The sequence below is a fragment of the Variovorax sp. P1_H2 genome (assembly GCF_056405295.1).
The window spans coordinates 1-13130 of the sequence record NZ_JBFUCJ010000152.1; the positions used below are offsets into that span (position 1 = coordinate 1).

The following is a 13130-nucleotide window of genomic DNA, read 5'->3' on the forward strand; positions in this document are numbered from 1 at the left end:
CTCATGATCCCGTCTCGCAAAAGCCTTCTCTGGGCCGGTCTGCTGGCCTCCGCCACTTTCGCTTCGTCCGGTGCCTTCGCGCAGGCGCCGCTGACGGCTCCCCCGCCGCCCGCCGCCGAAGCCCGGCCAGGCACCCAGGCGCCCGCCAAGCCCCAGCTCCAGCGCGCCGAGCGCTTCGAGCGCATGCAGGCCCAACGGGCCCAGCACCTGGCTGCGTTGAAGGAGAAGCTCAAGCTGACCCCGGCGCAGGAAAGCGCGTGGAACAGTTTTGCAGCGGCGCAACAGCCGCCGGCCCGACCGGCGGGGCAAGCCGACGCCGAGCGCGCCGAGTTCGCCAAGCTGACCACGCCACAGCGCCTCGACCGCATGCAGGCCCGCCAGGCCGAACGCAGCGCGATGTTCGCCAAGCGCGCCGACGCCACCCGCAGCTTCTACGCTGCGCTGACGCCGGAGCAGCAGAAGACCTTCGACGCCGAGTCGATGCCGCGCGTCGGACCCCACGGCCCTGGCGGTCCTGGCGGACATCACCACCACCCCGCCCCCGCGCCCGCAAAAAGCTGAAAGGCCTCACGGATAAAAGCCCGGCGCTCGCGCCCCGGGGCTTTTCCGCTGTGCGGGCGGCTTCGATCACCGAGGCGTGCCGGTCTTGTCGATCGGGTCCAGAAGGTGGTGCGTTCCTACAGCAGGGGCGCGCCTCCCGGCTTACAACCCTTCCTGTGAAGCCTTTTTCGCATTCGACCGCCGTGGCCGCGCCACCCACCTCGCTCAAGGTCATGACCGTGAACACCCACAAGGGCTTCACGGCGCTGAACCGCAAGTTCATCCTGCCGGAGCTGCGCGAGGCGGTGCGCACGGTCGGGGCCGACGTCGTCTTCCTGCAGGAGGTGCTGGGCACCCACTCGCGCCATTCGCGCAAGATCGACAACTGGCCGGAGGCCCCGCACTACGAGTTCCTGGCCGACACCATGTGGCCCCAGTTCGCCTATGGCCGCAACGCCGTGTACCCGAGGGGGCACCACGGCAACGCGGTGCTGTCCAAGTTTCCGATCGTCCACTACCGCAACCACGACGTCTCGATCGCCGGGCCCGAGAAGCGCGGCCTGCTGCACTGCGTGTTGCGGCTGCCGGCGCGGCCGATCGATGTCCACGTGATCTGCGCACACCTCGGGCTGGCCGAGAACCACCGGCTCCAGCAACTCGAGCTGCTGTGCCATATCGTGCGCGACGAGGTCCCCGCGGACGCACCGCTGATCGTGGCCGGCGACTTCAACGACTGGCGCGGCCGCGCCCACGAAATCCTCGAGCAGGGGGTGTCGCTGCGCGAAGTCTTCGTGCAGGCCCATGGCAGCGCCGCCCGGACCTTTCCTTCGCGCTTCCCGCTGCTGCCCCTGGATCGCATCTACGTGCGCAATGCGGGCGTGCATTCGCCGATGGTGCTGCCGCGCAAGCCCTGGTCGCATCTGTCCGACCACGCGCCGCTGGTGGCGGAGATCGCGCTGTGAACGACGCCACCACGGCAGGCAAGCCGGCCGCCGACGGGCGCTGGACCGGCGGCAACCGCGTGGAACTGCTGGAAAACGGCGATCAGTTCTTCCCGCGCGTCTTCGACGCCATCCGCCGGGCCCGGCGCGAAGTCATCGTCGAGACCTTCATCCTGTTCGAGGACAAGGTCGGCGCGCAGCTGCATGCGGCCCTGCGCGCGGCAGCGGCACGCGGCGTGAAGGTCGACCTCATGATCGATGGCTTCGGCTCGCCCTCGCTGTCGCCGGAGTTCATCTCGGGGCTGACCTCCACCGGCGTCAAGGTCCGGGTGTTCGATCCCGGCAAGCGCTTCTTCGGCCAGCGGCTCAACGTCTTCCGGCGCATGCATCGCAAGATCGTGGTGGTCGACGGCGCACTGGCCTTCGTCGGCGGCATCAACTACGCGGCCGACCACCTGCTCGACTTCGGCCCCAAGGCCAAGCAGGACTACGCGGTCGCACTGGTCGGCCCGATCGTCTCGGAGATCCATCGCTTCGTGCTGCAGGCGATCGCGGTCGGCGGCAAGGGCCCGAGCTGGTTCCAGCGCCGGATCACGGCCTCCGCACAGGTCGACAACGCCCCCGCAGGCGACGCCGCCGCGCAGTTCGTGACCCGCGACAACCGGCACCACACCAACGACATCGAGCGCCACTACCTCGCCGCCATCCGCAGCGCGCGGCAGCGCATCGTGATCGCCAATGCCTACTTCTTCCCCGGCTACCGCCTGATCAACGAAATGCACCGCGCCGCGCGGCGCGGCGTTGACGTGCGCCTGATCCTGCAGGGCGAACCCGACATGCCGATCGTCAAGACGGCAGCGAGCATGCTCTATCACCACCTGCTGCATGCCGGCGTGCGGATCTACGAATACTGCGAGCGCCCGCTGCACGGCAAGGTGGCACTGGCGGACGACCAGTGGAGCACCGTCGGCTCGAGCAACCTCGACCCGCTGAGCCTTTCGCTGAACCTCGAGGCCAACGTGATCGTGCGCGACAAGGCCTTCAACCAGGTGCTGTGGGAGCGGCTCGACACGCTGATGCAGAAGAGTTGCAGGGAAATCGAGGCGTCGGAGCTCAGCGAATGGAGCGGCTGGCGGCTGGTGCGCAGCTTCATCATCTTCCACCTGCTGCGTTGGTATCCCTCGTGGGTCGGCTGGCTGCCGCGCCACGCACCGAAGCTCGAGCCACTGCATACGCCGAAGCCGGAGGCCGGCAGCGCCACGCAAACGGACGCAGCATGAGCGCCGCCCGGCCGCCCGAAGGCGCTCGCACCGTAGTGCGAAGCACAAAGGCATCCGAATGCGCCGCGCCGGGCCGCCCCAAGCAAGCTCGCACCGCAGTGCACAGCACGGAGCTTGCCTTGTGAAGGCCGGCAGCTGGGCCCGGGTGAAACGCGCGGCCGCATGGCTCTTCTTCGCGCTCGTGCTGGTGCTGGTCGTGCGCCAGGCCCGCATGGTCGACTGGCGCGACGTGCTGGCGTCGCTGCGCGCCATTCCGCTGCCGGCGCTGCTGGCGGCCACCGCGCTCGCCGCCTGCAGCCACCTGCTCTACAGCACCTTCGACCTGCTTGGCCGCCGCATGACCGGGCACCGGCTCGGCACCTGCGTCGTCATGCGCGTCACCTTCATCAGCTACGCCTTCAACCTCAACCTCGGCGCCCTGGTCGGGGGCGTCGCCTTCAGGTACCGCCTCTATTCCCGGCTGGGCCTGGACAACCCGACGATCACGCGGGTGCTCGGCTTCAGCATGCTGACCAACTGGCTCGGCTACCTGGTGCTGGCCGGCGCGGTCTTCTGCTTCTTTCCGATGACGCTGCCGCCGGATTGGAAGATGGACGGCGAGGGACTGCGGATCCTCGGCGCCCTGCTGCTGGCGGCGGGCGGAGCCTACCTCGGGCTGTGCGCGATCGCGCGGCAACACACCTGGCGCCTGCGCGGCCATGAACTGGACACGCCCTCGCTGCGCATGGCCTTGCTGCAGCTCGCGATGTCGACGCTCAACTGGTCGGCGATCGGCGGCGTGGTCTGGATGCTGCTGCTGCGCCAGCTGCCCTATCCCGAGGTGATGGCCGCGATGCTGGTCGCCGCGGTCGCCGGCGTCATCACCCATGTGCCGGGCGGGCTGGGCGTGCTCGAGGCCGTGTTCCTCGCGCTGCTCGGCCACCGGTTGCCGCAAGGCACGCTGCTGGGTGCGCTGCTGGCCTACCGGGGCATCTACTACCTGCTGCCCCTCGCGCTCGCTGCGCTGGCCTACGTGGCCACCGAACTGCGCGCCAGAAGGCTGCGCACGCGTGCCCGGACCGTGTTCAGAAGCGATGGAGATAGCGCAACCGGACGAAATTCTCGCCAGGATTCGGCTCTTTGAGGCCCGCGTTCGAGACATGCTGCAGACGCACTGACAGCTCATGCTCGCCCTGGGAGCCGAAGCTGCGTCCCACGCCGAGCTGCTCGGTGAACTGGAAGGTCGTGCTGAACTCCCGGTCGGGCGTGCGGTAGATGCTGTTCATCAGCGTCGCGCCGAAACCGGCCTCGACGAACCACGGCGAGTCGCCCTGCTCGAAACGGTAGCGCCAGTTGGCGACCACACCGAGTTGCGTGTAGCTGCGCCGGTCCACGCCGTCGGGGGGGGCCGGCGCGCGCCACCGGCTGAGGAAGAAATCCCAATAGAAGGAGCACGCGCCCTCTTGAACCGACTGTCCGTGGGTCCACGGGAGCACCGCGCCGAAGGTCAGCGAATCGGTCTCCCCAGGGCCTTGAAGCGACTGCCCCAGGTCGATGTAGGCACCTGGCGCGTTGTCCATTCCGGCGGCCGTGGCGGCAATGGAAAGCGAACAGCATGCCGCGCTCAGCAGCATTCGGGCTCGGCGCGGTGTGTCGGACATTTTGTAAGCACGCGTTGCAGATTCGAATGTACCGAGCTTCTCAAARGCGGCGTGAAACATCGATTGGTGCTTCCCTGCCCCCCAGGTAGGACGGCATCCCCAAAGCAATGCTGCAGTGCAGCAAAAAAGCCGTGGGAAGCCTATAGTCGGGTTTGTCCCCTCGCACAAAGTCCAAGACTTCCATGACCCACAGTCTCTCCTCCCCGCGCTTCTTCAACCCGCTCATGTTGTGGGTCGATGTGGCGTTGAAGACCCAAGAAATGCTGCTGTCGGCCGGCTCGGTGATCCAGATGCGCACCGAGCGCATGGCCAAGGCCGGCCTCTCGCCCAGCGAGGTCGACATGGCCGAATTCCAGCTCATGAGCCACGAGAAACTGGCGGCGGCAAGCGAATCCGGCGTCGCCATGGCAAACCAGTTGCACACCACCCAGTTCGCCCTCGTGAACCGTGCGGTGAAACACTGGCTGGGCAGCGGCTTGGCCCTGTTCTCGCTCGCCACCAGTACCACCCCGGCACAGGCAGTCGGCCATGCCGAAGCCTTCGGAAGCGCCGCCGCACGCTCCGCCGAAACGGTGAGCCAGCTTTCCAGCGCCAGCGCGCGCATCGTCCAGCGCGGCCTCAAGCCGATCCATGCGAAGACCACCTCGAACGCGCGCCGGCTGTCCACCGAACAGGACTGACGCGATGCCACGCCGCTTGGTGGGCAGCGCGCACAATGCCGAGCCGGCTTGAAACTCACTCCGGCATCAGTCGCAGCAAAGTAATTTCGGAGGGTGCGCCGAAGCGCTTCGGTGGCCCCCAGTAGCCGGTGCCGCGGCTGGTGTAGACCCACATCTCGCTCAGCTTGTGCAGCCCGGCCGTGAAGGGCTGCTGCAGTGGCACGAACAGGTTCCACGGAAAGAACTGCCCGCCGTGCGTGTGGCCCGAGAGCTGAAGGTGGTAGCCCGCCTCGGCCGCCTCGGGCGCGCTGCGCGGCTGGTGCGCCAGCAGCACCCGCGTGTGCACCAGCGGCGGCGCGTCGGCCAGCGCGCCGTGGGGGTCGCTGGCATGCGCCGCATCGAAGTGCCCCGCCGTGTAGTCGGTCACGCCGGCCACCAGCAGCGCGCTCTCGAGCACTTCCTCGTCGGTCTGCGCGCCCTTCACGTTGCGCGTCTGCAGCACCACGTGCTCGTTGAGCAGCACGCGCAGGCCGAGCCGCCRCAGCTCCTCGATCCAGGCATGGGCGCCGGCGTAGTACTCGTGGTTGCCGGTCACCACGAAAGTGCCATGCCGGGCCTTGAGCTGCTCCAGCGGGGCGATGTGCTCGCGCAGCTCGGCCACCGTGCCGTCGACCAGGTCGCCGGTGATCGCGATCATGTCGGCGCCCAGCGCATTCACCGCATTGACGATGCGCTGGATATAGCCGCGCTTGATGGTCGGCCCGACGTGGATGTCGCTGAGCTGTGCGATCGTGAAGCCGCTCAATGCCGAGGGCAGGTCGCGGATCGGCACATCGACCCGCACCACACCCGCGGTGCGGCGCGCATTCAGCAGGCCGATCAACGAAGTCGCGCTCGCCGTCAGCGGCACGGCGGCGGCGCTCCAGAAACGCCAGCGCGCCCAGTCCACCGTCGCCCCGGACACCGACGCACCGAACCAGCCGAGCAGCAGGCCGGCATCGCGCACCAGCGTGAGCAGCATGAGCGACGAGAACCAGCCCATGCTGACGAGCCCGATCCATTTCCAGCCATCGGCGAACGGCCGCCTCCCGGACCGCATGCCGACGAAGGGCAGCGGCATGGTTGCGGCTGACACCAGCAGCGCCAGCGCCAGCAGCGACCACGCGAGCGGCAGGCTCGCGAGCGCCGGCAACAGGCGCAGCCCGATGTAGACGTGCAGCAGCGTGGTGAGAAGAATGAGGGGGCGAAGCGGCATCGGGGCCTAGGAAGACGGGCAGCGCCCGGGCACACCATGTGCGAGCGATACGCTCCACATTCAAGGTGCGTGCCATGCACAGGCAACCTTGCATTTTCCCACGCCCTATCTCGCGCCGCACTGAGCATTTTCTCAAAGAGCGGCGCAGGATCCTCGCGTTTCAGGAACGCGTGCCGGGCTCCGCGCCGCCGGGCCAGACGAACACGGTCCGCTTCGGCTGCCACGGCAGCACTTCGATCTGCTGCGTCAGGGTCTGGCCCGCGCGCGTGGCCTCGATCTCGTAGCGGCCCGGATCCAGCCGCGCCACCAGGAACGGGCCGCCGGTCGCGACCTGGCTCAGCAGCGTACGGCCCGATGCGTCCCGAACGGTCAGCACGACATCGGCGGCCGAGACCTGCCGCTTGCCCTCCTGGACCGCGAACTCGAAACTGGCCGGCCACCGGGGCTCGATGCTCTGCATCAGCGCCGCTTCCTCGCTGCTGGTGCCGCCGCCCATGTACTCGACGCCGTTCGCCATGTGGATGGGCGGGTTGTAGACCGCATGCGCCGCCAGCGCACCGGAAAGCGCCGCGGCGCCCAATGCGAGGGCGACCTGCGGCCGCCAGGAACGATGTGCAATCATCGCGGAGTCCTTTGCTCGGGTTGGCATGAGGAAAGCCTCATGCCGACACTGTCGGCAATGAAACTTAAGCCAACCTGATCGCCGGCGCACCCGAAACGGGCGACTCAGCGGCCGGTTTGCACCGAAGCCTGCTGCTCGGGCCGCGGCAATCCCATCGCGGCGGCGAAATCGACATTCGACGGCCAGACGAACTGCGCCTTCGAGCTCAGTCCGTTGAACACCGTCAGCGACTGCTGCAGCGTGATCCCGGCCAGCGTGGCCTCGACCTCGTAGGCGCCGGGGTCGAGCCGTGCCAGCATGAACGGCGAACCGGTGGCTGCCTCCATCACCAGCCGGCCGGAATAGCGGTCGCGCACCACCACTTTGACATCGCTCGGAAACTGGCCCGGACGGCCGCGGCTGACCGCGAATTCGAGGGTGGCGGCCCAGCGCGGCGCCACCGTCTGCATGAAAGCCGCTTCCGCGCTGCTTTTGCCGCCGCACATGTATTCGATGCCCTGGGCCATCCGGATCGGCGGATTGGTGACCGCCTGCGCCGAATTGAACATTCCGAAGATCGCCAGGGCGGCGGCGGGGCGCCAAAACCGGATCGGGTTCATTGCTGTGCTGTCCTTGCTCATAGATGGCGACTCATCGCCGGCCATTCTGCTTAGCAAGAGTCGGGCTAGGAATAGCGTTTACGCGAAGTAGCGCCTCCGAGACGCTCCAGACACGGAAAACGCATGAGGACCAGTTCCCATTGTTGGCGAAGCCACCACCCCCGACACCTCACGACCCGCCTGGCTGGCGGTCGCTTCGATCGCAGTCGACACGTTCGCGATGGTCACGACCGAGTTCCTGCCGATCGGACTCCCGACCGACATCGGCGCCGGCCTGCAGGTCAGCGGCGGCACGCCGAACGCAGCTGAGCGCTCAGACGTCGATGTTCGCCGCCCGCAGCGCGTTCTGCTCGATGAACTCGCGCCGCGGCTCGACCTCGTCGCCCATCAGCATCGTGAACACGCGGTCGGCCTCGATCGCGTCGTCGATCTGCACCCGCAGCAAGCGGCGCACGGCCGGGTCCATCGTGGTCTCCCACAGCTGCTCGGGATTCATCTCGCCCAGACCCTTGTAGCGCTGGCGCGCGGTGGCGTTCTCGGCCTGTCCGATCAGCCAGCGCATCGCCTCGCGGAAGTCATTGACCTTTTCTTCCTTGGCCCGCTCGCCCTCGCCGCGCTTGACCACGGCGCCTTCGCCGAGCAGGTCGCGGAAGGTCTTGGCGGCCTCGGCCAGGGCGGCATAGTCGGCGCCGTGGACGAAGTCCTGCGTCAGCACGCTGCTCTTGATGTTGCCGTGGTGGCGGCGGCTGATGCGCAGCAGCGGCTTGTCGCTGCGGGTGTCGAACTCGCTCGACACATCGGCCGGCGCCCCGGTGGTGTTGAGCTCGCGCAGCTTGTTCTGCAGCGCCACGGCCGAGGCCTCGGCGCCGGCCGTGGTGTCGAGGTCGAGCGACACGCCGTCGGCGATGGCGCGCAGCGCCGCCGCATCGAGGAACACGCCGAGCCGCGCGATCACCGCTTCGGCCAGCTGGTGCTTGCGCGCCAGCTCGGCCAGCGTGTCGCCGCCGAGCGTCGTCGGGTTGGCGCCGCCGGTGGACACGCTCGCATCCTTCAAGGCCACCTTCAGCAGGAAGGCATCGAGGGCCGGACCGTCCTTGAGGTATTGCTCCTCCTTGCCGACCTTGACCTTGTACAGCGGCGGCTGCGCGATGTAGATGTGGCCGCGCTCGACCAGTTCGGGCATCTGCCGATAGAAGAAGGTCAGCAGCAGCGTGCGGATGTGGGCGCCGTCGACGTCGGCGTCGGTCATGATGATGATCCGGTGGTAGCGCAGCTTGGCGACGTTGAAGTCGTCGGCGCCGCCGCCCGAAGTCGTCGCGCCGGCACGGCCGATGCCGGTGCCCAAAGCGGTGATCATGGTCAGGATTTCGTTGCTGGTCAGCAGCTTCTCGTAGCGCGCCTTCTCGACGTTCAGGATCTTGCCGCGCAGCGGCAGGATGGCCTGGAACTTCCGGTCGCGGCCCTGCTTGGCCGAGCCGCCGGCGGAGTCGCCCTCGACCAGGTAGACCTCGCACAGCGCCGGATCCTTCTCCTGGCAGTCGGCCAGCTTGCCCGGCAGGCCCATGCCGTCGAGCACGCCCTTGCGCCGCGTCATCTCGCGCGCCTTGCGGGCCGCTTCGCGCGCACGCGCCGCCTCTACGATCTTGCCGCAGATGATCTTGGCGTCGTTCGGGCGCTCCTGCAGGTAGTCGGTCAGCAGGCGGCCGACGATGTCCTCGACCGGCGCGCGCACCTCGCTCGACACCAGCTTGTCCTTGGTCTGGCTCGAGAACTTGGGCTCGGGCACCTTGACGCTCAGCACGCAGCACAGGCCTTCGCGCATGTCGTCGCCGGTGACTTCGACCTTGGCCTTCTTGGCGAACTCGTTCTCTTCGATGTACTTGTTGATGACCCGGGTCATCGCGGCGCGCAGGCCGGTCAGGTGGGTGCCGCCGTCACGCTGCGGGATGTTGTTGGTGAAACACAGCACCTGCTCGTTGTAGCCGCTGTTCCACTGCATCGCGACCTCGACGCCGATGTGCGTGCCGGGAATGCCGCCGTAGGTGTCGGCCGGCTTCTCTCCCATCGCGTAGAACACGTTCGGGTGCAGGACAGTCTTGCCCTTGTTGATGAACTCGACGAAGCCCTTGACGCCGCCGGCGCCCGAGAAGTCGTCTTCCTTGCCGCTGCGCTCGTCGATCAGCCGGATCCGCACGCCGTTGTTGAGGAAGCTCAGCTCGCGCAGCCGCTTGCTCAGGATCTCGTAATGGAAGTCGGCGTTTTCCTTGAAGATCTCGGTGTCGGGCAGGAAGTGCACCTCGGTGCCGCGCTTCTCGGTCTCGCCCGTGACTTTCATCGGCGAGACCTCGACGCCGTTGACGACGTCGACGATGCGGTTCTGCACGAAGCCCTTGCTGAACTCCAGCGTGTGGACCTTGCCCTCGCGCCGCACCGTGAGGCGCAGCATCTTGCTGAGCGCGTTGACGCAGCTCACGCCGACGCCGTGCAGGCCGCCCGAGACCTTGTAGCTGTTCTGGTTGAACTTGCCGCCCGCGTGCAGTTCGGTCAGTGCGATCTCGGCCGCCGAGCGCTTGGGCTCGTGCTTGTCGTCCATCTTGACGCCGGTGGGGATGCCCCGGCCGTTGTCGGTCACGGACACCGAGTTGTCGGTGTGGATCGTGACCACGATGTCGTCGCAGTAGCCCGCCAGCGCCTCGTCGATCGAGTTGTCGACCACCTCGAACACCAGGTGGTGCAGGCCGGTGCCGTCCGAGGTGTCGCCGATGTACATGCCCGGGCGCTTGCGCACCGCCTCCAGCCCTTCGAGGATCGTGATGGAGCCTTCGCCATAGGACGTGTCGCCGGCCGGTGTCACCTCGATCGGAATCGCGCTGTCGATTTCAGGGGTGTAAACCGGCTCGGTGTGCGGCACGTCCGGCTTGTTTTCTTCGCTCATCACTGTCTTTCTCTCTGGCGCCGGGCTGGGCACCGTCTGTTCGGGAGATACCGCGGAACCGGATTCGCCGGGCCGCTGGTATCGCCCCCTGCAAGGGGGTGGGCGGCTACACGCAGTGAGCCAACCTGGGGGTGTGCCAGGTCCTTGTGCTAAATGCGCATCGGCATGACGACGTACTTGAACGATGCGTTCTCGGGAATCGTCATCAGCACCGAACTGTTGGAATCGGCCAGGTCCAGCTTCACCATGTCCTGGCTCATGTTGGCCAGGGCGTCGATCAGGTAGGTCACGTTGAAGCCGATCTCGATGGCGTCGCCGCCGTAGTCGATGTCGAGCTCGTCCTGCGCCTCTTCCTGCTCGGCGTTGTTCGAGGCGATGCGCAGCGTACCCGGCTCGATGTTGAGCCGCACGCCCTTGAACTTCTCGCTGGTCAGGATCGCGGTGCGCTGCAGGCTGGCCAGCAGCTGCGCGCGGCCCAGGGTCACGGTGTTCTTGTGGGTCTTCGGGATCACGCGGTTGTAGTCGGGGAACTTGCCCTCGACCAGCTTGGTGACGAATTCCATGCCGCCGAAGCTGAACTTGGCCTGGTTGTTGGCGAACTGCATCTCGATCGCGCCTTCGGCGTCGGACAGCAGGCGCTGCATCTCGAGCACGGTCTTGCGCGGCAGGATCACTTCCTGGCGCGGCACCTCGACGTCGAGCGTGGCCGAGGCGAAAGCCAGCCGGTGGCCGTCGGTGGCGACCAGGCTCAGCTGCTTGCCTTCGGCGACGAACAGGATGCCGTTGAGGTAGTAGCGGATGTCGTGCACCGCCATCGCGAAGGACACCTGGCCGAGCAAGTCCTTGAGCGTCTTCTGCGGCACGCTGAACACGGGACCGAAGTTGGCCGACTCCTGCACCAGCGGGAAATCCTCGGCCGGCAGCGACTGCAGCGTGAAACGGCTCTTGCCGCCCTTCAACACCAGCTTGCTGGCACTCGATTCGAGGCTCACGGTCTGGTCGGCCGGCATGGTGCGCAGGATGTCGATCAGCTTGCGGGCACCGATGGTGGTCGTGAAGTTGCCCTCGTCGCCGCCGAGCTCGGCATGGGTACGGATCTGGATCTCGAGGTCGCTGGTGGTCAGCTGCAACTGGCCGCCGGTCTTGCGGATCAGCACGTTGGCCAGGATCGGCAGCGTGTGGCGCCGCTCGACGATGCCCGCCACCGACTGCAGCGCGGCAAGGACTTTGTCCTGTGTAGCCTTCAAAACGATCATTGTCTTACCTCTTCCTTATTTCTTTAATTCAAATTAGTAGTAGTAGATAAGGGACGCACTGTTCTGTGGACAGCGTCGTTTTCCGCTTGTGCGACAAGGACTTGGCGCTGCCGCTCGGCTGTGCGCAGCCGCGCTTCGTTGCTGTCGCGCCAAGGCGCACAACTTCGGGCCGCGTGCCCAGCCTGTGGATAAGTGCCTTCTTGTGCGGGATCTGTCCACAGAGTTGTCCTTTGACAGCATCGATGAGCAGCATGCTATCCCTTCAGCGTCTGCTCCAGCACATGCAGCTGCTGGTTCAGTTCGGTGAGCTGCTGGCGCTCGCCCGAGATCTTGCGCACCGCGTGCAGTACCGTGGTGTGGTCGCGGCCGCCGAACAGCTCGCCGATTTCGGGCAGGCTCTTCTGGGTCAGCTCCTTGGCCAGGTACATCGCGATCTGGCGCGGCCGGGCGATCGAGGCCGGCCGCTTCTTCGAGTACATGTCGGCGACCTTGATCTTGTAGTAGTCGGCCACCGTCTTCTGGATGTTCTCGACCGAGATCTGCCGGTTCTGGATCGACAGCAGGTCGCGCAGTGCCTCGCGTGCCAGCGCGATCGAGATCTCTTTCTGGTTGAAGCGCGAATAGGCCAGGATCTTGCGCAGCGCGCCTTCGAGCTCGCGCACGTTGGAACGGACGTTCTTGGCGACGAAGAAGGCGACCTCCTCGGGCATCTCGGCGCTCTCGGCGCGGGCCTTGTTGATCAGGATGGCCACGCGCATCTCGAGCTCGGGCGGCTCGATCGCCACCGTGAGGCCCGAGTCGAAGCGCGAGACCAGTCGCTCGTGGATGTCCGCCAGGCCCTTGGGGTAGGTGTCGCTGGTCATCACGATGTGCGACTTCTTGGCCAGCAGGGCTTCGAAGGCGTTGAAGAATTCTTCCTGCGTCCGGTCCTTGTTGGCGAAGAACTGGACGTCGTCGATCAGCAGCAGATCGAGCGAGTGGTAGCGCTCCTTGAACTCGTCGAAGGTCTTGCGCTGATAGGCTTTGACCACATCCGAGACGAACTGCTCGGCATGGATGTAGAGAACTTTGGCGTCCGGCCGGTCGGCCAGCAGGCGGTTGCCCACGGCGTGCATCAGGTGGGTCTTGCCGAGGCCGACGCCGCCGTAGATGAAAAGCGGGTTGTAGAGGTGGCCCGGCATGCCGGCCACGTGCATCGCCGCGGCGCGCGCCATGCGGTTCGCCGTGCCCTCCACCAGGGTGTCGAAGGTGAGCCCCGAGTTGAGCCGGTTCTTGAACGCGGCCGCCGCCAGATCCTCGCTCGGCGGCGCCATGTCGCGCGGCACATCGGTTTCCGACACGATGGCCATCGAGGCTGGCCTGCTAATGATTTCCCGAGGAGCGAGCGCTAACTCAATGATGAC

At 66.7% G+C, this 13130-nt stretch carries 13 protein-coding genes; 5 read left to right on the forward strand and 8 right to left on the reverse strand.

The annotated features are described in order from the left end of the window. The 4 genes from AC1D2E_RS31890 to AC1D2E_RS31905 all read left to right on the forward strand — a co-directional run. Positions 1-561, forward strand: a 561-nt coding sequence (locus tag AC1D2E_RS31890; protein WP_478201108.1) for a Spy/CpxP family protein refolding chaperone, incomplete at its 5' end; no start/stop codon positions are given. A 212-nt stretch (positions 562-773) separates the two neighbouring features. Beyond that, positions 774-1502 (forward strand): endonuclease/exonuclease/phosphatase family protein, encoded by a 729-nt coding sequence (locus tag AC1D2E_RS31895; RefSeq protein ID WP_478171438.1) that lies wholly within the window; start codon positions 774-776, stop codon positions 1500-1502. After that, positions 1499-2761, forward strand: a complete 1263-nt coding sequence (clsB, locus tag AC1D2E_RS31900; protein ID WP_478201109.1) for a cardiolipin synthase ClsB — start codon at positions 1499-1501, stop codon at positions 2759-2761. Before AC1D2E_RS31895 ends, clsB begins: the two co-directional genes overlap by 4 nt. Positions 2762-2882: 121 nt before the next feature. After that, positions 2883-3884 carry a lysylphosphatidylglycerol synthase domain-containing protein gene (locus AC1D2E_RS31905; protein WP_478201110.1) on the forward strand — a complete coding sequence of 334 codons (1002 nt, stop codon included), beginning with the start codon at positions 2883-2885 and terminating at the stop codon, positions 3882-3884. Here the strand turns inward: AC1D2E_RS31905 and AC1D2E_RS31910 are convergent. Beyond that, positions 3826-4374 (reverse strand): acyloxyacyl hydrolase, encoded by a 549-nt coding sequence (locus tag AC1D2E_RS31910; protein WP_478201111.1) that lies wholly within the window; start codon positions 4372-4374, stop codon positions 3826-3828. The two genes, AC1D2E_RS31905 and AC1D2E_RS31910, sit on opposite strands and share 59 nt — an antisense overlap. Before the next feature lie 209 nt (positions 4375-4583). Here AC1D2E_RS31910 and AC1D2E_RS31915 point away from each other — a divergent pair, with 209 nt between their 5' ends. Beyond that, the gene (locus tag AC1D2E_RS31915) at positions 4584-5081 is read left to right on the forward strand and encodes a polyhydroxyalkanoate granule-associated phasin (RefSeq protein ID WP_478171290.1); all 498 of its coding nucleotides are present in this window, start codon (positions 4584-4586) and stop codon (positions 5079-5081) included. Positions 5082-5136: 55 nt separating this feature from the next. Here AC1D2E_RS31915 and AC1D2E_RS31920 read toward each other — a convergent pair whose 3' ends face one another. The 7 genes from AC1D2E_RS31920 to dnaA all read right to left on the reverse strand — a co-directional run. Then, the gene (locus AC1D2E_RS31920; RefSeq protein ID WP_478201112.1) at positions 5137-6315 is read right to left on the reverse strand and encodes a metallophosphoesterase; all 1179 of its coding nucleotides are present in this window, start codon (positions 6313-6315) and stop codon (positions 5137-5139) included. 160 nt (positions 6316-6475) lie between these two features. Then, complete coding sequence (locus AC1D2E_RS31925) at positions 6476-6937, reverse strand: tudor domain-containing protein (RefSeq protein WP_478201113.1); 462 nt, start codon at positions 6935-6937, stop codon at positions 6476-6478. A gap of 104 nt (positions 6938-7041) precedes the next feature. Continuing rightward, positions 7042-7581 carry a hypothetical protein gene (locus AC1D2E_RS31930; RefSeq protein ID WP_478201114.1) on the reverse strand — a complete coding sequence of 180 codons (540 nt, stop codon included), beginning with the start codon at positions 7579-7581 and terminating at the stop codon, positions 7042-7044. A 268-nt stretch (positions 7582-7849) separates the two neighbouring features. Further along, a complete protein-coding gene (gene gyrB, locus AC1D2E_RS31935) occupies positions 7850-10474 on the reverse strand; it encodes a DNA topoisomerase (ATP-hydrolyzing) subunit B (RefSeq protein ID WP_478201115.1) in 2625 nt (874 codons plus the stop codon). A gap of 146 nt (positions 10475-10620) precedes the next feature. After that, on the reverse strand, positions 10621-11727 hold the full coding sequence (dnaN, locus tag AC1D2E_RS31940) for a DNA polymerase III subunit beta (protein ID WP_478171296.1): 1107 nt from the start codon (positions 11725-11727) through the stop codon (positions 10621-10623). A 28-nt stretch (positions 11728-11755) separates the two neighbouring features. Further along, positions 11756-11980: a hypothetical protein gene (locus tag AC1D2E_RS31945; protein WP_478201116.1), complete on the reverse strand. Its 225-nt coding sequence runs from the start codon at positions 11978-11980 to the stop codon at positions 11756-11758. Position 11981: 1 nt separating this feature from the next. Beyond that, positions 11982-13130: chromosomal replication initiator protein DnaA (gene dnaA / locus AC1D2E_RS31950; protein ID WP_478201117.1), on the reverse strand; the 1149-nt coding region annotated here is incomplete at its 5' end.

Excerpts from the sequence above, each read along its gene's own strand:
- AC1D2E_RS31910 (WP_478201111.1), bottom strand. The coding sequence starts at position 4,374 with ATGCTGCTGAGCGCGGCATGCTGTTCGCTTTCCATTGCCGCCACGGCC.
- dnaN (WP_478171296.1), bottom strand. The coding sequence starts at position 11,727 with ATGATCGTTTTGAAGGCTACACAGGACAAAGTCCTTGCCGCGCTGCAG.
- AC1D2E_RS31930 (WP_478201114.1), bottom strand. The coding sequence starts at position 7,581 with ATGGCCGGCGATGAGTCGCCATCTATGAGCAAGGACAGCACAGCAATG.
- AC1D2E_RS31915 (WP_478171290.1), top strand. The coding sequence starts at position 4,584 with ATGACCCACAGTCTCTCCTCCCCGCGCTTCTTCAACCCGCTCATGTTG.
- AC1D2E_RS31945 (WP_478201116.1), bottom strand. The coding sequence starts at position 11,980 with ATGCTGCTCATCGATGCTGTCAAAGGACAACTCTGTGGACAGATCCCG.
- AC1D2E_RS31925 (WP_478201113.1), bottom strand. The coding sequence starts at position 6,937 with ATGATTGCACATCGTTCCTGGCGGCCGCAGGTCGCCCTCGCATTGGGC.
- AC1D2E_RS31895 (WP_478171438.1), top strand. The coding sequence starts at position 774 with ATGACCGTGAACACCCACAAGGGCTTCACGGCGCTGAACCGCAAGTTC.